The sequence below is a fragment of the Micromonospora sp. ATLC16 genome (assembly GCF_057196645.1).
Map to the genome: position 1 here is coordinate 67,607 of NZ_JBXUOW010000001.1, position 20,530 is coordinate 88,136.

Annotated in this window: 16 protein-coding genes; 9 read left to right on the forward strand and 7 right to left on the reverse strand. The window is 68.6% G+C overall.

The genetic code is table 11. The features are described from left to right. Positions 1–213: 213 nt before the first annotated feature. Genes AC2CHE_RS00350 through AC2CHE_RS00365 form a run of 4 tightly spaced genes read right to left on the reverse strand, consistent with a single transcriptional unit; the run spans position 214 to position 7,416 of the window. Positions 214–2,286, reverse strand: a complete 2,073-nt coding sequence (locus AC2CHE_RS00350; RefSeq protein ID WP_484502843.1) for an AIPR family protein — start codon at positions 2,284–2,286, stop codon at positions 214–216. Positions 2,287–2,295: 9 nt separating this feature from the next. Beyond that, on the reverse strand, positions 2,296–3,255 hold the full coding sequence (locus tag AC2CHE_RS00355; RefSeq protein WP_484502844.1) for a PD-(D/E)XK motif protein: 960 nt from the start codon (positions 3,253–3,255) through the stop codon (positions 2,296–2,298). Further along, positions 3,248–5,956 (reverse strand): Z1 domain-containing protein, encoded by a 2,709-nt coding sequence (locus tag AC2CHE_RS00360; protein ID WP_484502845.1) that lies wholly within the window; start codon positions 5,954–5,956, stop codon positions 3,248–3,250. The genes AC2CHE_RS00355 and AC2CHE_RS00360 overlap by 8 nt, the downstream gene beginning before the upstream one ends. After that, positions 5,953–7,416, reverse strand: coding sequence for an ATP-binding protein (locus AC2CHE_RS00365; RefSeq protein ID WP_484502846.1), 1,464 nt, complete (start codon positions 7,414–7,416; stop codon positions 5,953–5,955). The genes AC2CHE_RS00360 and AC2CHE_RS00365 overlap by 4 nt, the downstream gene beginning before the upstream one ends. Positions 7,417–8,870: 1,454 nt before the next feature. Between AC2CHE_RS00365 and AC2CHE_RS00370 the strand changes: the two genes are divergently transcribed. Further along, entirely contained in the window at positions 8,871–9,125 is a 255-nt protein-coding gene (locus tag AC2CHE_RS00370) for a FitA-like ribbon-helix-helix domain-containing protein (RefSeq protein ID WP_092381133.1), read from the forward strand. After that, complete coding sequence (locus tag AC2CHE_RS00375) at positions 9,107–9,523, forward strand: type II toxin-antitoxin system VapC family toxin (protein ID WP_484502847.1); 417 nt, start codon at positions 9,107–9,109, stop codon at positions 9,521–9,523. Before AC2CHE_RS00370 ends, AC2CHE_RS00375 begins: the two co-directional genes overlap by 19 nt. 267 nt (positions 9,524–9,790) lie before the next feature. On the opposite strand, the gene AC2CHE_RS00380 is transcribed toward AC2CHE_RS00375, so the two are convergent. Then, positions 9,791–10,816: a sodium:calcium antiporter gene (locus tag AC2CHE_RS00380; RefSeq protein ID WP_484502848.1), complete on the reverse strand. Its 1,026-nt coding sequence runs from the start codon at positions 10,814–10,816 to the stop codon at positions 9,791–9,793. Positions 10,817–11,116: 300 nt separating this feature from the next. Between AC2CHE_RS00380 and AC2CHE_RS00385 the strand changes: the two genes are divergently transcribed. Continuing rightward, entirely contained in the window at positions 11,117–11,698 is a 582-nt protein-coding gene (locus tag AC2CHE_RS00385; protein WP_484502849.1) for a DUF1349 domain-containing protein, read from the forward strand. A 52-nt stretch (positions 11,699–11,750) separates the two neighbouring features. Beyond that, positions 11,751–12,125 (forward strand): hypothetical protein, encoded by a 375-nt coding sequence (locus AC2CHE_RS00390; RefSeq protein WP_484502850.1) that lies wholly within the window; start codon positions 11,751–11,753, stop codon positions 12,123–12,125. Positions 12,126–12,136: 11 nt separating this feature from the next. Here the strand turns inward: AC2CHE_RS00390 and AC2CHE_RS00395 are convergent, their stop codons facing one another. Next, the gene (locus tag AC2CHE_RS00395; RefSeq protein ID WP_484503020.1) at positions 12,137–14,491 is read right to left on the reverse strand and encodes a glycoside hydrolase family 65 protein; all 2,355 of its coding nucleotides are present in this window, start codon (positions 14,489–14,491) and stop codon (positions 12,137–12,139) included. A gap of 81 nt (positions 14,492–14,572) precedes the next feature. Further along, the gene (locus AC2CHE_RS00400; protein WP_484502851.1) at positions 14,573–15,337 is read right to left on the reverse strand and encodes a prepilin peptidase; all 765 of its coding nucleotides are present in this window, start codon (positions 15,335–15,337) and stop codon (positions 14,573–14,575) included. Between the two features lie 615 nt (positions 15,338–15,952). Here AC2CHE_RS00400 and AC2CHE_RS00405 point away from each other — a divergent pair. The 5 genes from AC2CHE_RS00405 to AC2CHE_RS00425 are packed head-to-tail and all read left to right on the forward strand — an operon-like array spanning position 15,953 to position 20,527. Further along, entirely contained in the window at positions 15,953–16,522 is a 570-nt protein-coding gene (locus tag AC2CHE_RS00405) for a hypothetical protein (protein WP_484502852.1), read from the forward strand. Continuing rightward, positions 16,516–17,481: a hypothetical protein gene (locus AC2CHE_RS00410; RefSeq protein WP_484502853.1), complete on the forward strand. Its 966-nt coding sequence runs from the start codon at positions 16,516–16,518 to the stop codon at positions 17,479–17,481. The genes AC2CHE_RS00405 and AC2CHE_RS00410 overlap by 7 nt, the downstream gene beginning before the upstream one ends. A 58-nt stretch (positions 17,482–17,539) precedes the next feature. Continuing rightward, positions 17,540–18,202: an SAF domain-containing protein gene (locus AC2CHE_RS00415; RefSeq protein WP_484502854.1), complete on the forward strand. Its 663-nt coding sequence runs from the start codon at positions 17,540–17,542 to the stop codon at positions 18,200–18,202. 2 nt (positions 18,203–18,204) lie between these two features. Continuing rightward, positions 18,205–19,005, forward strand: coding sequence for a CpaE/TadZ family protein (locus tag AC2CHE_RS00420; protein WP_484502855.1), 801 nt, complete (start codon positions 18,205–18,207; stop codon positions 19,003–19,005). Next, positions 18,995–20,527 (forward strand): TadA family conjugal transfer-associated ATPase, encoded by a 1,533-nt coding sequence (locus tag AC2CHE_RS00425; protein WP_484502856.1) that lies wholly within the window; start codon positions 18,995–18,997, stop codon positions 20,525–20,527. Before AC2CHE_RS00420 ends, AC2CHE_RS00425 begins: the two co-directional genes overlap by 11 nt. Positions 20,528–20,530: the final 3 nt, after the last annotated feature.

Sequence of the window (20,530 nt, forward strand, 5' to 3'; positions counted from 1 at the left end):
GCCGGCGACGGTGGGCCCCGCTGGTAGTGCCGACATTTGCGGGGGCCCCGGTGTTCGTGGAGCGTACGAGTGTCGGGCGTACGAAGATCCTCAAAATGAGCTTCGATCCCTCAAGCAGTTGTGGCCTGCTTGTCATGAATCATCGCACCCGACCTTGAACATGTCGTGCGAGCACGGCCGGTCCGGCCCAAGGGAAAAGTCATGCCGTGACGGTCAGTGGTCGAGCTCAAGGCCGTTCTCCTCTGCCGTCCTGAGTAAGCCGAGCAACACGGCGCTCTGCTTTTCGGATGGGATCCCTCTCTTCCGCCCGGTCGCGATGTCCAGGATGCCGAGGTGGGTGGGTGTCGCAAGACGCCGCGCCACGACGAACCGCCGCACCGACTCCCAGGTGGGCGCACCCATCTGTAGAACCGTGGTCTGAGCCAGGATCCCGGAATCGATCTTCTGAACCGCCACCGCGTCGGCCCGGCGTTGGGCTACCCGCTCGCGAGATTCCAAGGTTGCCAGGAAAGCTTCTGGTACTTCCACGGACGCCTTTCGGACCGACTCCCAGCACGCTTCCCGCTTGGCCCATTCCGTCACGTTCGCGATGGGACGACGCTCATCGGTGAGTAGATCGAAGACCTTCTTCGCCACAACGAGACTGGTCTCCTCAACCGCAGGTGACACTGCCTGCCGCGCCCAGATGAGGTCGAAGTCGAACGACTTGCCCGGCGCGTGGGTCTCGACGATCACCGCCAACTTGGACATCGTGTATGTGACGATGTTCGCGAGGTAGCCGCTCTGGTACCAGCTCGTCTTCGCCACCAGTGCGCGGATGCGGTGATAGAGAAGCGCCTTCGCCACGAGGTGCTTGAAGTAGACCTCGTTGAAGCTCGCCTCCGAGGTCTCCCACTGGGCGGCCACCTGATCGGCGAATGCTAGGAAGTTGCGCTGGGCGCCGGCGCTCACCAGATGGGGCTTCTTCGCCCAAGACACCTCGTACTTCGCCGCGTCGGTCTTGGTGATGACCTGCCCCCGAGGGAACAGGGCAGCGAACTTCTTGGCGTCAGCGACGCTCAGCTTGCGTTGCTCGTTGGCGTACTGGCCCCGGGTGCGCTCGTAAAACCACTTGGTCTGGAAGTTCACACCCGGCTGTGCCGGCGCGAGAATTCGGCGCGACAGGTCCTCCAACCTCACGTGGAAGGGGCTGTTGGAGAAGAAGTCCGCCTCACTGACCTTGTTCTGGCTGTTCGCGTAACGGGAGATGCGCGGGACCATCTCGACCGCTTGTTCGGGCCGCACCACCACAAGCTTCGTCTGTACGAAGACATCCTCGAAGTGTGGGATGTCCTTGTTGTCGCGGCGGACGTAGAACAGCGTGGCGGTGGTTTGGCCGCCGTTGACGATCTGGAGGTCGCGGATAGTCTTGATCGCTCGTCCGTCGGCCGTCCACTCGAGGTCGGTAGCCGTCGCTGTGATGCCGTTGTTGTAGGCGAGAAACCGTGCCGGCTCCGACAGCACTGTCGAGCGTATGCCCTTGTTCACCTTGCCGGCCGTGCTCAGGTAGGAGCGAACGTTGCCCTCCAAGAGCCGGCTTCCGTACCGCCCGTAGAGGTCCGCCAGCACGCGGGCAGGGACGGCGGTGAGGTAGGTCTTGACGTCGGAGGCCGTCTCGGAGGTCCGCAGAGCCTCGAGCCCGCTCGGGAGCCACTCCGAGAGGTCGATTTCCAGCTCCTCCCGGCCCTGACTGGACTCATGTACCTGGAGCAGCCGGCGAAGGTCCCAGATGTGGTAGTCGATCCTGATTCCGTCACGTTCTGAGCTGTTGAACGCCTTCGCGCGTCCGCTCATCTCCATGTTCGTGATGAGGTACATCCGGTAGCGGGTTACATTGCGGCCACGCATGCGGAGGTCCTCGGCGAGCTGGTACTCGGGCCCGCTCTCCTCTCGTCCCTCCTGAAAGACGCCGCGGACGGCCTCGTCGAGATAGTTGGCGAGCGACTGAAACGCCCTGCGGGCGTCGGCAGTGGACAAAGTCAGCGGCTCGTCGGAGTCCGCGAAGACTGACACCGCGAGCGCGACCGACCCGTCCTGGTCAGTCAGGTCGAAACCGTTCACCGCGACCGCTCGTTTACGCTCGCCGGTGCCGACGAAGTGCAGAACTGTGAGCTGCTCGACCTCCTCGGCTTCCGCCAAGCGGTCGGACACCTCGGCCAGGAACGCCGTCGATCGATAGTCGTTCTCAACCTCAGCCCGCGTATCCACGGTGTTCATGAGGTCCTTGTAAAAGTCCGCGAGGTCCATCAATGCCCCCTACTCCGCGGTTCTGTGCCAGCGGTCGGTGATGAAGTCCTTGATCGCGCTGATCCGGATGTCGTAGGTGGCGCCCACGACTGCCTCCGGGATGCCGGAGCGCCGTATGGCCGGGAAGTCAGGCGCCACGTTGTACTCGGTGCATTCCGTGGCGACGAACCAGTGGTCGGCATAGCGGCGGTCGGCAGAGTCGACTTGGAGCGCGTCGAGGGCCTTGTCGAAGGCGAGCGCGGCGTCCCGGGTCGCAACCAGGTCCGCGCGGATTCCATCGACCAGCATCGGGAGGTTGACGGCGTCAGCGGTTCCTGCATCGACCTCGACCAGCGTCACCGTCACCAGGATGATCCCGTCCGCGTCGAGTTGCTCGGGTGAGGAGATCCGGATGCTCTTCCCGTCAGTCCGCCGGGACTTGACCTCATACCTCGGGCCCAGCGGGAAGACATAGTCCTGATGACTGCCGTGCGGACCCCGCCAGGCCAGCGCGACCTTGGCTACATCCGCCCGCCGCCCCAGAACGTGGACGCCGAACCACAGCTCGGCGATGAGGCCTCGCAGGGCATCTTCGCTGAGCGGGGGTCGGGGCCCACGAGCGAACATCCGCTTCCACTCGGCGACGACCTTGAGCAGCGTCGCCACTCCCTGCGCCTCGGTGGCCGCATCGGCGGTGCGGGACACCAGGTCGCTGGAGAACTGGAGGTAGGGCTCGAGGAAGCGACGATCAGTCAGTGACAGCGCCAGTGTCCACTTGTGGTCGCCGGTCCGCTGCCGCCGCTCCACCTCGATGATCCCGGACAGATCCGGGAGCGGCGGCTTGTCCTTGACGATGACGAAGATCATCGGATCGTCACGGTCGTTGACGCCGACGATGAATCGGAGGGAGTGGGAGGAATCGACCTCGAATTTCCCGGGACCTGGCGACGCTATGATCTCCCGCCAGCGCAGGACGAAGGTGTCAGTCATCGACCTCATCCGCAATCTCGGACTCGTCAATCTCGATGAACCACTTCCGCTGCGCGACCGTGTTGATGACGTACTCGACGTCACCCCGTGAGTCTTTGGGATCACCGGCCCTGCCGGGTATGGCCAGCTTCACGGCGACGATGATCTTGTTGACATCAACTCCCCGCGGAAGCTTGCCGTTGGCCTTCGGCAGCAGCGGGTACAGCAGCATAGCTGGCCGCGAAAGTCGGCTGTAGAAGATCGTTTCCGGATGATTCGTGCCTTTGCCATCGGCAGGTGCGTCGGCGATGGCGGCCTCGACGTCGTCCTTAGACAGGAGCACGCGGACGTCGGTGGAGCCTGCTAGCCGGCTACTCGCGCCGCTTACGCGCAGCTCCTTGTCCGCCCCCCTGTCCATCGTTCGCAGCGGAGGGTAGAACTTCTCCCCGGCGAACTCCTCCGGGGCCTGCTCCCTGCTGCCGTTGACCACTACGACGTCCCAAGTCTGGAACTCGGGTGCGATCGCATGCCTGGCGAATGAACTGAGCGCCGACGCGGAGAAGATCGCGTCCGACGGGTGTGCCTGGTACTGGCTGAGGAAGTCGGCGATGACGCGCTTCGGCACGCCGGTCCATCGCGGCCAGCGACCCGTCCCGTTCCGGGTAGCGGTGCTCGTGGCGATCGCGTCGCCGAGCCGCTGGAACGCCGACCAGTTATCGGAGATCACCTTCTTGTCAGGGGACAGCTTGGTGGTCTCGATGCGTTTACCGGCGAGAGAGATGGTCTTGCTTCGGGTCTCGGCGGCCTTCATCTTGTTCTTGGCGGTGATCAGCAGCGCGCCAGGGTGCTTCTTGACCGCAATGCCAAAATCCTCCGGCGTGAGCTTCTGGCGGAGCATCAGCCGAAGATCGCGGCGGAGTTCCTCCACCGACTCCGCGACGTGCCGGTAGTCGGAGGCGGATGCCTTATCGATCCAAACTCGGCAGATGTCCTTGTAGCCGTCGCGGTAGCCGAACCAGCGCGCCATCTGCATCAAAGTGTCTGAGGCGACGACCCGGCGGTAGAAGTAGCTCACTGTCAGGCCCTGGAGTGTCAGCCCTCGGCTGAGCACGTCACCGCCGACGGCAATCATCCGCTGCGGCCGGTCCCAGTGCTCGTCCTCCTCACCTAGGGCGCGGTCCTTGTCCGAATTAAACAGCTGAACGCGGATGTCCGCCGCCGCAGCCGCGAGTACGTCCAGGACCTCCTCCCACGTCTCTGTGATGTCCGGGTACCGCCGCTCGAAGGTCTCCTTGACGATGTCGAGGGTCCTGTTCGGGTGGCCCATGCGGTACTGGGCTGCGTGGGCCTCGATCTCGTTACGCAGCGTGGAGACCTCGTCCTGCACCGCGTCGAATACCTGGCTCTGCACGCGCTTAAAACGGGAGACGTTCACGAGCATCGAGCGTGGCGCGCGTTGGCCTCGCAGGTCGCGGACCGCGTTGGCGACGAAGAAGGTGCGGATCGCCTCGCGGAGGGACTCGGGTACCTCCCCGATGTTCCAGTGCACCCTGTGCCCGAGGGGGGTGAACTCCTCGGCGTCGTCCAGCTCGACGAGCATCGCGTCGGAGGGCTCCTCAAGGGATCCGAAGGTGGCCTGCGAGCCCACGTAGTTGGACGGTGACTCGAGGCCGTAGATGTAGTGGCGCGGGAATAAATCGTTCTCGACCTCGTGGTCGATGAAGATGTTCGCGAACGGGGTCGCGGTAAATGCGACGTAGGAGCTTCGCGAGAACAGGTCGAGAATGCCACGAATGCCGCTGTTGATGGTCGTCGGGTTGTGGTCCTCCCGTGTGTTGACCGAGGCGTAGTCGGACTCGTCGTCGAGGAGCAGCAGGGGAAGGGGCAGCTTGCCGCCGACCTTGCGCTGCCGGCCCAGCCATTCGGTGAGCGCTTCCAGCACCGCCTTGTTCTTCTTGACCACGAAGACGTAGGGCTCGGCTGAGTCGGTGCCGACCGTGATGTTGGATGCGGCTAGGCTGCTGGTCCGGAAGTCCTGGATTACCGTCGTCATGCCTTGGGCGTTCGCGAGCCGCGAGTCCAGTGCCCCGACGCCGATGTAACGGGTCTGGGCGGGGATGCCGGGCCGGGCGACACTGAGGCTCGTGTCGCGACCGATGAGGCCCTCGTCGACGCGCTCCTGGGTCTGCTGGCGCAGCGATTCCGTGTTCCCCGCCAAGACGATGATCAGTCGGTAGCCGGCATCGACCGCCTTGTTGAAGAGCGCGAGGTACGTAGAGGTCTTACCGGACTGAACCTCACCGATGACGAGGCCCCGACGGGCCCACGGACCCGCGGCAGTGGGGTCGCCGGCGAAGTCAAGGATCTCGTCGGTGAGGTCGTCCATCTTGTCGATGACTCGCGGCGGCCGTCCGTCGTTCAACATCCACTGCTTGAAGTTGAGCCATCGCGACCAGTCCATCTGCCGCTTTTTGTCCTGGAGCCATGGCTTGAAGTCCTCGCCGACGATGGCGACGCCCTGCTCGACGTCGATGCTGAGCCGCTCCGTCAGGCGTCGGACCAATGCGGCGACGTCCTCGTCGGTGGCGTCGGGCGCGGCCGCTCGGCGGTACTGCTCCACCATCTCGGTGAGGTGTGCCTCCGAGTGGGTCCTGCCAGCGAGCAATGCGCCGACGACCTTCTCCAAGGTCGCAATCTGCTCCTGCCTGTTTCCGTTGATCAAGATGCGGCCCTTCTCAACAGTGCTTCAGGGTTCTTGGAGAGTGTGAACGGTTCGACATACCGCAGTCGGGCGACGAAGTCGTCCGCGGACTCACCGGTTTGGCTGAACACGGACCACAGGGTGGCCGCGTAGTCGAGGAGCTCCCCCTCGTCCGAATGCTGGGGCGCGTGGACGTTGTCACCGCCCAGGCGGTTGTAGGCGTCCTCGACGGGAAAGGACGACTCGATGTTCCTCAACAGCTCACTCAGCAGCCGACGTGCGCCGTTGTCCAGTTGCTCGTCGAGAGCGGCGAGCAGCGGGTGCTCCCGGTTGAGCTCATATCGGAACGAGCCGCGTTCGTCGATGAGGTTCCACGTCCTAACGACCCTGTCCGAAGCCGCCGCGGGGCGGCCCCGGTACAGCTGAGCGCGCTGGCTCGGGTGGACGATCCGGTCCACCAGGCGCTTGAGCTGGTCTCTGATCTCAGTCGGCGGGACGGCCGCGGACTTCTTGATGTCAAGAGACCACAGGTGGTCGAGGGTGTTCGGGATGTCGACGCGGACGCGCGCCAGCTTGCCGAGGTCGTCCTTCGGCACTAGGCGGAACCACGTTCCCCAGATGACTAGGCGCCTGGCCCGGTAGATGTAGAAGCCCTGGCTGTCGCGCAGCCGGCCGGCGATCTGCGCGGTCTCCTTCTCGGCCTGCGTAAGCTTCGAGATGTAGGGCAGGGTGAACGGCTGCACGTCGATCCGTGAGCCGGCGACGGCAAAGCACTCGGCCGGCCCCCTCTGGGTGGCCCGGTGGGCCGTGAGGAAAGGGTCGACTACCTTCAGCCGGACGCCGTTCAGCTCCATTGTGACCTTGGGCTTGCCGTCCTCGCCCGAGAGGAAGCGATGGAAGACGAGTGAGAGGTGCGCCCGGGCGGAAAGCATCTGCTCGTTGAAGGCCTTGGCGAAGATCGTCTGGCTGGCGGAGGGGAGACGGTCGAAGTGCCGCCAGACGACCAAGGTCCCGCTCGGGTTCGCTTCGATCTCACCGTAGCGGGGTAGGATCGAGGCCTCCGCCTCGGAGAGGGTGAGCAGTGCCCAGCGCCTCGAGCGGGTGAGGTAGTCGAGGTCCCAGCGCAGCGCCGTCACCACACCGTCCCGTTTGGTGACCACCGTGAGCTCGCGGCATTGGGAGAGTGACGCGGTCTTAAGTCCTAGTCCGAAGCGACCAAGGTCGTCGGGCCGCCTGCTCCTAGCGGCGCTCGTGCCCGCTAGACACATCGCGGCGCGAGCCTCGTCGGCGTTCATGCCGGTTCCGTCGTCGACGATGGCTAGGTAGGGCTCGGCCTCCGCGCTAAAAAACACCTCGACACGGTTCGCCTGCGCGGTGATCGAATTGTCGATCAGGTCGGCGACTGCCGCCTCGAGGGAGTAGCCGACGGCTCTAAGCGACTCCATCAGCTGAGGCTCCGGAGGGAGTTCCTCCTCGTTCAAGCTTTCTCTCCCGCTGGTCAGGGATGTTGCTAGTCGATTAAGGGATTCTTGACCTGCGGTTTCGTGTGGTGTGGGGTCCACTGAAGACGGGGTCGACCCGTCGGCGATCATGAGGTTGTCTAAGCTTCGCGATCCCGGGAAGGGCCGCACCTGCGCATGTCATCATCACCGATCAAGGTTCTGCTGCCAACCACACCCGGGGCCACGCCTCGCGCGCCGGTTACTGATCGTGAGCGGCCCGGGTTGCTTGGTTCGCTGCTCGGGTGGAACTTGCTGTAACGCGCCCGCTGGGCCAGATTGGTCGGCGACAGCCCGGCTGCCTCCCGACGTCGACGCAACTCGGTGCCGAAATCATCCAATTGCGCACGCCCTCCCGTCGCGCCGCCAGCGACCGTTTCCCGGGCCCGGAACGAGATGGCGCGGACAACCCCCCGGTCAGGGATCGCGAAACAGTGACCGGAATGGTTGACGCAAAAATAGGACCAGGCTGTCGGGTTCACGACGGACCGGTCCAGAACTCGGTCAAGACCGACCGGACGACGGGCAAGGGGTGCCCAGTGGACGCGTCGCGCCAGCCACCCGGACGATGCCGTCCGAGCGTACGGGCGAGCCGGTCGGCCAACAGTCGGACGAACCGGGACGGGTTGCCACCCCCATTTGCCCAATACCTCATCGGACGAGGTACCTGGGTCGACCACCAAACCCCGCACGCGCAGCTAAACGCGCCACGCTGCTGGCCCAAGCTCTCGCGGCACCGTAGACTACCGCGGCGCGGTATTTGCCGGATCTTGGCGAGGACGTGTCGAGCCGACCGAAGCGTGCCCTGAACAGGACTTACGCCTGCTCTGCTGATCTTCGGCAAGCGAGCACAGCAATGGGCCTCTGCGACCCGCCAACGTATGACCGTGGTTGTCTGTTTGTCCGGGCGGTGACGAATCCGCCGTGGCAACCGAGCAGCCAACGAGCGTCGCGGGTCTAAAATGGATCGGAAGTTCCGCATTTTGGCAGGTCACCGCATGGCTGCCTCGGTCCTGACGGGTGAACCTATGGATTAAAAGTCCTCAGCTCTGCCATTGAGCTAACGGCCCGTCGTGCCATCAGGCTACCCGATCACCCCGACTCGGTTGATGGCCCGCCGGGTGCTAGATCGCTGCCGATGGCGGTCCGCTCCCCGCCTGGCCGCCGGCCAGAAGAACCAAAGCGAACCCAGGCCCTCGCAGCCGGCATGCGAACGCCAGCCCGTCTACGGACCTTGGGAGCTAGAGCGCTACACGCGATGACCCACCCGGCCACCGCAGCCCTGAAAACCAGCTAACCAACTCTCCATCAAACCCGGGGCTTGACAGACTTCCCTGACCTGCGGTTCTTGGCTATGCCGCAGTCGTCATGCGAATCGGTTGATCGAAGCTTCGAGTCTTCCGGCGAGCGGGTGATGCTGCATGCATAATGAATGCATGGTTGCTCTCCAGATTCGGGACGTGCCGGAAGAGGTACGAGACGCCCTGGCGGCGCAGGCCAAGGCGCGCGGGCAGTCACTCCAGGCGTACCTGCTGGATCTGGTGGAAACGCAGGCTCGGCGGCTGCGCAACACCGCGGCCCTTGATCGCTTCGCCGGCCGGTCGGACGGTGCTCGCTCCTTGCCGGGGGAGAGCGCGGCCGAGTTGAATGACCAGCGGGAGCAACGCGGACCATGGGGAAGCGCGGCATGATCGTCATGGATGCGTTGGTTCTGGCCGATGCCCTGGTCGACGACGGGCCGCTCGGCGACGCGGCGCGGGCGGAGCTGACCGGAGATCCGCACTGGGCCGCGCCGGGCCATCTTCTGGTCGAGGTCATGTCGGTGATCAGAGGCAAGGTTCTCGGTGGGAAGTTGGGCCTTGCTCGGGCTCAGGAGGCGATCGACACCCTGCCCTCGTTGGTCATCGACGAGGTTGGCGTCGCGATGCTGCTTGGCCGGATGTGGCAGTTACGGGGCGATGTCACCGCGTACGACTCGGCTTACGTCGCGGCGGCGGAGTTGTTGGCCTGCCCACTCGTGACCGGTGATGGCCGGCTCGCCAAGGCGAGCGGCGTCCGCTGCGAGTTCCGACTGCTCGCGGTGTCCTGACGGTGGCCGCCCGAGGATCGTCGGCCTGACGCCCTTGGGCCGGCCAACCTGAGTGGAAGCGGGTCACCGACGATCGTCGCGGGGTGGTTCGCATGGTGGTACCTCCGGCCCACTCCGTTCCAGCTCAGCGACCCTTCGCGGGGCCGTCCGGGCCGCGATCTTGGCTCTGTACAGCAGCACCCGTGGATCCATCGCCAAGTGAATCCGGGACGAGACCCGCGCCCACCCCTAGGTACGTCCAGCGCGAAGGGGGCAGGACCGCGGCCCTCAGCCGGGCCGCAGGAGCAGGAGAGCCACGGTGGCCAGGTAGATGAGCGGGATGGCGACCCCCTCGAAGCCGATGCCCCGGCGCTCCCTGATCAGCAGGCCGGCGGTCAAGGTGGCTGTCATCAGGGTGGTCATGCCGGTGAACAGCAGCCCCGACAGGTTCGCCTCGGAGTAGATCGACCCGGGCCGGTACGAGGCGTCGGCGAGGAAGATCATCAGAGAGTCGAACGCGTTGCCACCGAGGATGTTGCCGATGCCGAGGGTCAACGCCCCGATGCGGATCGCCGCGATGAGCGTGATCAGCTCCGGCAGCGAGGTGATCGCCGTGGTGACCGTGAAGCCCACGAAGCCGCTGGGCAGACCGGAGGCGGCGACCACGCCGAGGCCGCCCTGACCGATCAGGTAGCCGGTGGCGGCCACGACGGCCGCCAGCGCGGCCAGCCGGAACCACAGCCGACGCAGGCTCATTCCGGATGTCTCGGTAGCCGGCTCGTCCTGCCGGGTTTCGGTGGTACGCCGGGCGAACCACATCGGTTCCCGGCGGAGCCGGCGCAGCAGCACCAGACCGTACAGGTAGATGACGGGGATCAGCAGGCTCGCCGGGTGCACCCAGAGCAGGGTCAACTCAGGCGTGGCGTACGCCACCACGGGCAGGCAGAGCAGCGCCACCAGCACGACCGCCTGGAGGACGTTCTCCAGGGAGGCCGCCGCGTGTTCGATGTTCGAACGGCGGTAGAGCAGGTCGGCGATGGCCAGCCAGACCGTCTGCACCGCGATGCCACCGATCGGGTTGGCGAGGGCGAACTCGGCGTCCTGCCGAACCGACCCGATGACCGTGGTGGCGATGCCGGGCAGCGAGGTCACCGCGCCGAGCAGCAGGGCGCCGGCCACCGCCTCGCCCATCCCGGTCCGGTCCGCCAGCTCGTCTGCCGTCCGGACCAACGCCCGGCCGGCGGACAGGATCGCCGCCAGGGCGGCGACCAGCGCGACCACGCTGGGCAGGAGCGGCCAGGTACCGGTGATCACGAGGGGTCGCCTGGGGGTTGTCTGTGAGCCATGCATCCCCCCGTACCCATCTGGCGGAGTTTTTTCGCAGCGACGCGGCCAGACGTCGGTCAGTCGACTTGCGCGGTCCTCTCCGCGGGGCTGGCACGACGGGTCATCCCGCCGGTCCTCATCCGGCTGCAACGCGCCATCGCCGGCCGTATCGGGAGCGCGGGTAGCCACCGGGGAACTCCGAGTGGCAGCGCTTCCAGCACCGGCTGACCTGGCCGATCCCGTCCGAGCGGGTTGTCTCCGCCGAGTACGCCCGGCAAGCTTGCCGGCATGTCGGTCGATTCGTTTGAGTGGCAGGACGTCAACGGTGATCACGTCGAGCCGCCGGGTGTCGCAGCGCTGAGCGCTTCCGCCCGTACGGACTGGTTCGTCGACCCGGCCGGTGGCGAGCCGACCGGCTCGGCGCCGCTCACGCTGGCCCGGATCGACGGCGACTTTCAGCTCAGCGCCCTGGTCGAGGCACCGCTTGCGGAAACCTACGACGCGGTCACGCTTTTTGTCCACGGTGGACCGACAACCTGGGCGAAGCTGGCCCTGGAGCGGTCACCGGCCGGTATCGACACGATCGTGACCGTGGTCACCCGCGAGGTGTCCGACGACGCCAACGGGGTCGCCGTGGCCCAGCCCGGCCGATCCTGGCTGCGGATCTCCCGCACGGCTGCGGTGTACGCGTTCCACCATTCCGACGACGGCACGCACTGGTCGCTCGCCCGACTGTTCACACTCGGGCCGGTAGCCGGGCACCGGGCCGGTTTCAGCGTGCAGTCCCCGATGGGGGACGGGCTCGGCGCGAGTCTGACGGACATCAGGATCACCCCCACCACGCTGGCCGACCCGCGCAACGGCTCCTGATTCGCCCGCCGCACTGCCCGGCCGCCACCGCTGGACCACGCCGGAGTCCGACGTGCGGCGGATCGAGAAGCTGCTCAACATGCCGCCCCGGACCATCGGCGCGCCGCTGTGGGTAAGCGGTGACCAGCCGGACTGCCCGAAGTGCGGTCGCCGGATCACCTGGTACGACATCGTCGCCTCAGCCCTCAAGAGCGTGCACGACCCGATGATGATCGCCACCGTGATCCTCGGCGACCGCCGTTACGTGAACACCGGTCTGCCCGCCGCCATCACCGGCGTCCGCTGCGCCGACTGCCGGTCACCGATCGAGGGGCTGCGCAGCTTCAAGTGCCACAACTGGGCGTACGCCTTCGAGGACCTGGCGGCCGTGCGACAGCGGATGTCCGGTGGCCCGATTCTCGGTGACCAGGGTGAGCCGGTCCACTGACGCCCACCGGGTCAGCGGCGGGCCGGGCGACGGCCGGGTGGGGAGGGTGGTTCGGGGCCGAGGTCGGGTAGCGGGGGCAGGGGGCGGGTGGCCGGCTGGTCAGCGGTCACCCGCAGGCGCTCACCGTGGTGCCACAGCTCGATCGCGACGTCGGCGTCGGTGTCCGGCAGCTCGTACCGGGCCTCGTCTGCGGTCAGCGTGACGTGCAGCCGGTGGCCGTGCCAGAGCAGGCTGAAGGCGAGGCGGTCGATCCGGTCGGGCAGCCGTGGGTCGAACGACAACAGCTCCCGATCGTCACGCAGGCCACCGAAGCCCTGCACCAGCGCCAGCCAGGCCCCGCCCAGCGAAGCCAGGTGCAGCCCGTCGCCCGTCTTGTCGCCGAGATCCTCAAGATCTTGGAGTACCGACTCGGCGAACAGGTCGTACGCCAGGTCGAGGTGGCCCAGTTCGGCGGCGAGCACCCCCTGCGGTGCGGCGGACAGCGACGAGTCCCGGACCGTGCGCGCCTCGTAGTAGGCGAAGTTGGCGGCCTTCTCCTCGGCGGTGAACTCGCCCGGGCAGCGCAGCATCGCCAACACCAGGTCGGCCTGTTTGAGCACCTGGTGCCGGTACAGCTCCAGGTAGGGAAAGTGCAGCAGCAGCGGATAGCCGTCCTCGCCGGTGTCGACGAAGTTCCACTCCGGTCGGTCGGTGAACCCGGCGGACTGCTGGTGCACCCCCCGCTTGGCGTCGTACGGCATGGTCATCGCCTCGGCGGCGGCCCGCCATCCGGTTACCTCGGCCGGGTCCACGCCCAGCCGGCCGGCCGCCTCCGGGTGCCGTTCGACGGCGTCGGCCGCGCCGCGCAGGTTCCGCCGCGCCATCAGGTTGGTGAACAGGTTGTCGTCGACAAGCGCGGCGTACTCGTCGGGGCCGGTGACACCGGCGATGTGGAAGCTGCCGTCGTCGGTGAAGTGCCCGAAGCCGTGCCACAGCCGGGCCGTGGCCACCAGCAGGTCCAGCCCGGGGCCGGCGTGGAAGCCCTCGTCGCCGGTGGCCGCGACGTAGCGCAGGACCGCGTCGGCGATGTCGGCGTTGACGTGCAGCGCGGCGGTGCCGGCCGGCCAGTAGCCGGAACACTCGCGGCCGCTGATGGTCCGCCAGGGAAAGGTGGCGCCGGTGAGCCGCAGCTCCGCCGCCCGGTCGAACGCCTGCGACAGGTGCGCGTGCCGCCAGCGCAGCGCCGACCGGGCCACGGCCGGCGCGATGTAGGTCAGCACCGGCAGCACGTAACCCTCGGTGTCCCAGAGCACGTGCCCGTCGTAGCCGTTGCCGGTCAGCCCTTTGGCGGGGATGGTCCGGTCGCCGTCGGAGCGCCCGGCCTGGATCAGGTGGAACATGGCGAACCGGATCGCCAGCTGCAACTCGTCGTCGCCGTCGAGCACCACATCGGCGGTACGCCAGGCGTGGTCGAGGGCGGCCCGCTGCTCGGCGCGCAGGCCGTCGAAGCCGACCGTACGCGCGACGTCCGCCTCGGTCGTCACCTGCGCCCCGAGTTCCTCGGCGGAGGCGTCCGCGACGGGTGCCCACTCGTACGCCGCGAACTTGGTCAGTCGTACCTGCTCGCCGGGTCGCAGCGGCCCGGCGAGGGTCAACCGGATCCGATCCGGGGTGGCGTCGGCGTCGGTGGTGACGTGTGCCGGCGCCGCCGATCGATGGGCGACCGCGACGGCGACCCGCTGCCCGCTGCGCTCGGTACGGTGCACCAGCAGCGCGTCGGCACCGTCGACCCGGTGCAGTTCGGCGGTCAGCGGATCCTGGATCAGCGAGGCGGCCCGGGGGTCGTCGGCCCGTTCCGGCACATGCTCGTTGGCCAGCAGGTCGGCGCAGATCCGCACGTCGACCGGACCGTCCACGGGTTCGACCGTCCAGTCGACGGCGGCGACCCGGCGGCGGGACAGCGACACCAGCCGGGTGCTGCGTACCCGCACCCCGTCGCCGGCCGGCGAGATCCATTCGGTGAGCCGTTCGATCACCCCGGCGCGCAGGTCGAGCACCTGCTCGTGGGCGAGTACCGTGCCGGTGCGCAGGTCCAACGGCTCGTCACCGACCCAGAGCCGGACCAGTGTGGCGTTCGGTGGGCTGATCACGGTGTCGCTGAGCTGCGGGAAGGCGTAGCCGTTCTCGGGGTAGCTCAGCTCACGGCGTTCGTGCAGCCCGTTGAGGTAGCTGCCCGGCATGTCGACCGGCAAGCCCTCGTCGAGGGTGCCGCGCCAGCCCAGCCATCCGTTGCTCAACGCGAAGACCGACTCGGTCTCGCCGAGCCGGTCCAGGTCGTCCCGGGTCCGCCGGATCCGCCACCGCTCGTCGGGCTGCGGCTCGTCCATCAGCTGGTCAGGGGTGGGCTGCACAGTGCCTCCAGGACTCTCCGACGGTCCCTGCGGCCTGACAGTTCCCCACCGGCCGGTTCACCACACCAGCAGCAAAGCGCCGAGCGTGCCGAGCACCAGGTACGGCCCGAATGGCAGGTGACTCGAGAAGCGGGCCCGGCGGCTCACCAGCAGGCCCAGGGCGACAAGTCCGGACAGGGTCAGCGCGAGCAACAGGCCGAGCACCGGCACACTCCAGCCGTACCAGCCCAGGAGGGCACCCGCGCTCAGCGCGAGCTTGGCGTCGCCGATGCCGAAGCCCCGCGTCCCGAGCAACAGGGTGGTGGTGGCGAAGAAGAGCGCCAGCCCGAGCCCGGCGGCGATGGCACGCAGCCATGGCGTCGCACCGGCACCGGTCAGCGCGGCCAGCCCGAGCAACAGCCAGGTGCCGACGGCGGCCGGCCAGGTCAGCCGGTCCGGCAGCCGGTGCACCGCCACGTCGATGAACAGCAACGGCACCGCGAAGGCCATCCAGCATCCGGCGGCGGCCGACTCGACGGCGGGTGGGCGGGTCAGCAGCAGCGCGGCCACGGCTGCCAGGGCGGCCAGTTCGACGGTGGCCGGCGGGGCACCGACCCGGGCCCCGCAGCCGCTGCAGCGGGCGGTCGGGCCCAGCGCCGGCCAGGGACGGTGGAGGCCGATCGGTGCGCCGCAGGCGTCGCAGCCGGTCCGGCGGGCGGTTCCCGGGGGTACGGCGTGCCGGGCGACGGCGTACCGGAGCAGTGGGGTGATCGCCAGCAGAGCCGAGGCGCGCGGCCACGATCGGGCGGTGTGCCCGGGTGGTGCTTGATCGGGCGCGGCCATCCGGGGCGACGGTGGAGCAGGTGGCTGGGTCACCTCGACCACCCCTTCACGGAGGGTAGTGTGTCCGGTCGGTTCGGGTGGCGGTCCGAATGTCCGCCGCCGCCCGCCGTGCCGTGGTTCCGCCGCCGGATCAGATGTCCGGAACGGGCAGATGGAATTCCCACCGATCGCAAATGACCGCCAATTAGCACCATTTCTGCCGGGGACAGATCGGACCGATTACCATTTGCCACCCCATTGCGACCGGCCGTTCGGCGACCCACCTGGCGGTGGAATGACCCACTCCGCCGCCCGTACTCGCCCGAGCCGCGCCCCGGGTCGATCAATGCCGGCAACCTTCCGGTAACCACACGGCTCCACCACCATTCATAACTCAGAGTGTTCAGCTGAATTGCCTCTGTTGCATCGGCCATCGTCAGCCTATGCTCGCCCCTTGGATGTGACGCAACCCACGTCCGTCAACGAAGAGCAGCCAGACCAGTGCATTAGCAGGAGATCCACAAGGGCAAATGCGGATGGATGCGGGACAGGCCGGAGAGATCCGCCCGATCGCGCCACCGCACGCCCGGCGACGCTGGTTCGGCGTTCGTCGGTCGGCACCGAGGAGGGCACGAGGTGCGAGCACGGCAGCTGAGCCGCTGGACGGCCGGCCTGGTCGCGGTGGCCACGGTCGGCGCGAGCACCGCCTGCGGCAGCACCCAGGAGGCGTCCACCGCCACGACACCCGAACGGGACAGGCCAGCCGGCGCCGAGCGGGCCGCCGAGGAGACCGCTGCGGAGAAGGCGGCGCTGGCGGCCTACTCCGGTTACCTCGCGGCGTCCCGCACGGCGAGCCGGCGCAGCGATCCGCAGGAGCCGGCGCTCACCCGGTTCCTCGGCGACCCGCTGCTGACCAGGGTCCGGTTCAGCCTGCGGCAGGCCCGCCAGAACGGCGCCGTCAGCGCCGGCACGCTGCGCTCCGAAGGCCCCACCGTCATCTCGATGGACCTCGACGCCACCCCGCCCACTGTGGAGATCCAGGACTGCGTCGATGCCAGCAACTACCGGCTGATCTACCTCGCCGACGACAAGGTCGTACCCGGCACCCGCGGCTCCCGCCACCTGGCCACCGCCACGGCGACCCGCTATCCCGACGGTCGCTGGCGGATCAGCATCGGCGCCGCGCACCAGGACCAGCCGTGCTGACCGGGCAGGCCGACCGCCGCCGACCGGGCACCGACCGTACCGCCGTCCTCCGGCGGGCGTTGCTCGGCGGGGTGCTGGCGGTGCTGCTGGCGAGCGCCGGAGCGGTGCCGGCGACCGCCGCCGACCCCGGTGCCGACTGCCCACCGGCCCAACCGAACTGCAATGTCTGGGACGACGACGACTCGGGTACCCCCGGTGGCGGCGGCAACGGTGGCGACAACGGCAGCGGCGGCGACAACGACGGCGGCGGGGGTGTCTGCCAGTGGGAGGGCCGCACCATCCCCTGCTACGACGACCTGCTCGGCTGGTTCAACAGCGGCGACGGCTGCTACTACAAGCTCATCGAGTCACCGGCAACGGAACCCCCCGAGGGTCAACAGTGGTACCTGCAGAGCTGCATCGGCGCCGGCGGCGCTCTGGGCCAGGTAAGAAACGTGCTGCTGGACGCGCCGCCGCCGGGTTTCGGCGCTCCGCCGGACCCGGAGGAACTGGCCCGTCGGGCGTTCGCCTCGATCACCCTGCTCGCGCCCCGCGCGGCGGTCGCACCACGCAAGGACATCGGCCCCGGCCTGGTGGGTCTGCCGGTCTGGATGTGGGCCGAACGCGGTGCCAACCAGTTCGGCCCGTTGAGCGCCTCCGCCTCGGACCGTGGCCTGACCGTGACGATCCGGGCCGAGGTCGACCGGGTGGTCTGGGACATGGGCAACGGCGACAAGGAAACCTGCCTCGGCCCCGGCACCCGGTACCGCTCCCGAGGCCCGCACGCCGGGCAGCGGTCCCCCGACTGCGGCTACGACAGCGGCTACCCGGAGGCCGGGACGTACACGGTCCGGGCGACCACGCACTGGTCGGTGGGGTGGACCAGCAGCGGCGGTGAGAGCGACAGCATCGACGGTGTCACCCGCACCACCAACCCGGTCGCCATTCGAATCAACGAGCTTCAGGTGGTGACCCGGTGAGCGCGAGGAGTGAGCCGGTCCTGCGAGCCCCGCAGTCGCGAACGAAAGGTGGGACCCGGTGAGCGTGACGACCCGCAACGGCAGCACTCCGGTGGACGTGCCGGTCGCCCCTCCCCGGGTGGTCCGTCAACGCCGGGTTCGGCCCGGCCTGCTCGGCCTCGCCGTCCTGCTGATCGCGCTCGGCGGACTGGGTTCGGCCTTCGCGGTGACGTCGATCCGGGCGACCGGCAGCTACCTGGCGGTGGCCCGCGCGGTCGAGGTGGGCAGCGTGGTACGCGCCGACGACCTGGTGTCGGTGCAGGTGGCCGGCGGTCAGGGGCTCGAACCGGTGCCGGCCTCCCGGATCGCCGACGTCATCGGTCTGCGGGCCGCCGTCTCGTTGGCCCCGAACTCCCTGCTGACGATGGCCCAGCTCACCGACGATCCACTGCTCGGGCCCGGGCAGCAGCAGCTCGCCCTCGGCCTGCGCGCGGCCCAGGTGCCGGCACCGAAGCTGCGCCCCGGTGACCAGGTGCTGCTGGTCAGCACGCCGAGCAACGACGGCGGCGGAGGTTCGTCGTCCGGTGCCACCCGGTTCACCGCGACCGTCACCGACGCCGTCTCCACCGACGGGCGGGACGAGGTGGTCGTCTACCTGGCGCTCGCTGTCCGGGACGTGCCGGCCGTGGTGGCGCTGGCCGCCCAGGATCGGATCGCGGTCGTCCTGACCAAGGCGGCCTGAGCATGGCGATCATCGCGCTGGTCTCGGCGAAGGGTTCGCCGGGGGTCACCACCACCGCGCTGGCCTGTGCGTTGAGCTGGCATCGGCGGCTGATCCTCGCCGAGTGCGACCCGGCCGGCGGCTCCGTGCTCGCCGGCTATCTCGGTGGCGTGCTCGACGGACCGCGCGGCATCGGCGAGCTGGCCGTCGGCGAGCTGCGGGACGGCAGCCTGGAGAGCGCATTCTGGTCACAGTTGGTCGACCTGGACGCGCCGCGCCGGGAACGGCTCCTGCTGCCGGGAGTGGTCGACCCGGCCCAGGCCGGCAGCGTCATCCCGCTCTGGCAGCGGTTCGCGGACTTCTTCACCGGGTTGGAGCGCGGCGACCCACCGTACGACGTGATCGTCGACTGTGGACGGCTGCACGTGCTCGGCCCGCCCTGGCCGCTGCTGCGCGCCGCCTCGGTGGTGCTGGTGGTGTCCCGGGCGCAGCTGCCCGACCTGTCCGGTACCCGGGCCATGCTCCGAGCCATCGAGCGGGACTTCGCCGAGCATCGGGTGCCGTCGGGCACCCTGCGCCTGCTGCTGGTCGGCGGCGGCCACGGCCGGAGCGAGGTCAGCAAGGCCCTCCAGCTTCCGGTGATCGCCCGGCTGCCGCACGACCCGCGTACCGCCGAGGTGTTGAGCCTGGGTGGGACCGTGCGGGCCAGTCGGCCGCTGCTGCGGGCGGCCCGCGAGTTGGAGGTGCCGATCGGGGCGCTGCTGGAGCGGCGGCGGGCCCGGCTGGCCTGGCCCGTCGCCCAAGGGGTGCCGGATGCGATTTGAACCGGTCTCGTCCGACCCGCGCCGGCAACCGCCGGGCGCCACCTCCACCGCCCCGCCCCTGCCTCCGGTCAACGGTCGGCACCAACCACCGAACGTCTCGACACCCGTCGCGGCGCCGCCGCCGGCATCGCCACCCCGGCCCCGGGTGGATTTTCAGGTGGTGCGCGAGCTGCGCCGGCAGCTCAGCGAGCGGCTCACCCGGTGGCAGCGTGGCCGCGAGTTCAGCGTCGCCGAGGAGGACACCGAGCGTGCCCGGCTCGCGGTCGAGCTGGTCGCCGAGTACGCCGACGCGGTGCGCCGCGCCGGCACACCGATGGCTGCCGGCGAGGAACGGCTGCTGCTCGACCAGGTGACCGCCGAACTGGCCGGCCTCGGTCGACTCCAGACCCTGCTGGTCGACGACACCATCGAGGAGGTGCACATCCTCGGCTGCGACCAGGTGCGCATCACCCGCCACGGTGGCGGCGTCGACTGGGTCGACCCGATCGCCGACAGCGACGACGAGCTGGTGGAGATCCTCCAGGCGGCGGCCCGCCGGGCCGGCGCGACGGAACGATCCCTGTCTACCTCGAAGCCCACCCTGGACCTGCAACTGCCCGACGGCAGCCGACTGGCCGCGGTGTTCCTGGTCAGCCACCGCCCGTACGCGGTGATCCGCAAGCACAACACTCTCGACGTGACCCTGGACGACCTGGCCGGTGGTCGGGGGGACCTGGACGAGATGATCGACCCGCTGCTGCGCGACTTCCTCCGGGCGTCGATGCGGGCCGGGTTGAACATCATGGTCGCCGGGCTGGCCGGTGCCGGTAAGACCACCGTGATCCGGGCGATGATGAGCGAGATCCCGCCGGACGAGCCGTACGTGCTGCTGGAGGAGAGTCGGGAACTACTCCCGGCCCGCCGCGGCGACCGGCACCGGGCGGTGATGAGCTTCGAGGCACGGGAGGGGCACGGCGAACGCGGGCCGGACGGTCGACCGGCCGGCGAGGTGAGCATCGCCGACCTGATCCCGGTCTCGCTGCGGATGGGCGTGTTGCGGATCATCGTCGGTGAGGTTCGGTCCCGGGAGATCGTGCCGATGCTCCAGGCGATGACCACCAGCCGGGGGTCGATGTGCACGATCCACGCGCGTACCCCGGCCGGGGTGAGCGAACGGATCATCGAGTTGGCGCTCGCTCACGGCCGGGAGATGACCGTCGACCAGGCCCGCCGGATGGCCGGCAACGCGCTTGACCTGATCGTCTACGTCACCGTCGACGACGAGACCGGCATCGGCGGGCGCAAGCACCGCTTCGTCTCGCACGTCGAGGAGGTCCTGGGCGTCGGTGAGACCGGCCGGATCACCACCACGCAGGTTTTCGGCCCCGGCCCGGACGGTCGGGCGGTCCCCCGGCACCTGCCGGAACGGGTCCGGGACCAGTTGCTGCGGGTGGGCTACGACGCCCGGTTGCTGAGCCGCTGGATCGAGGCGGGCCAGGGTGCCTGGCGCCGGGCCCGGCAGACCCGACTCGGGCGGCGGTGACCG

Excerpts from the sequence above, each read along its gene's own strand:
- AC2CHE_RS00355 (WP_484502844.1), bottom strand. The coding sequence starts at position 3,255 with ATGACTGACACCTTCGTCCTGCGCTGGCGGGAGATCATAGCGTCGCCA.
- AC2CHE_RS00385 (WP_484502849.1), top strand. The coding sequence starts at position 11,117 with ATGTCGGTCGATTCGTTTGAGTGGCAGGACGTCAACGGTGATCACGTC.
- AC2CHE_RS00395 (WP_484503020.1), bottom strand. The coding sequence starts at position 14,491 with ATGGACGAGCCGCAGCCCGACGAGCGGTGGCGGATCCGGCGGACCCGG.
- AC2CHE_RS00370 (WP_092381133.1), top strand. The coding sequence starts at position 8,871 with ATGGTTGCTCTCCAGATTCGGGACGTGCCGGAAGAGGTACGAGACGCC.
- AC2CHE_RS00350 (WP_484502843.1), bottom strand. The coding sequence starts at position 2,286 with ATGGACCTCGCGGACTTTTACAAGGACCTCATGAACACCGTGGATACG.
- AC2CHE_RS00375 (WP_484502847.1), top strand. The coding sequence starts at position 9,107 with ATGGGGAAGCGCGGCATGATCGTCATGGATGCGTTGGTTCTGGCCGAT.
- AC2CHE_RS00425 (WP_484502856.1), top strand. The coding sequence starts at position 18,995 with ATGCGATTTGAACCGGTCTCGTCCGACCCGCGCCGGCAACCGCCGGGC.
- AC2CHE_RS00420 (WP_484502855.1), top strand. The coding sequence starts at position 18,205 with ATGGCGATCATCGCGCTGGTCTCGGCGAAGGGTTCGCCGGGGGTCACC.
- AC2CHE_RS00400 (WP_484502851.1), bottom strand. The coding sequence starts at position 15,337 with ATGGCCGCGCCCGATCAAGCACCACCCGGGCACACCGCCCGATCGTGG.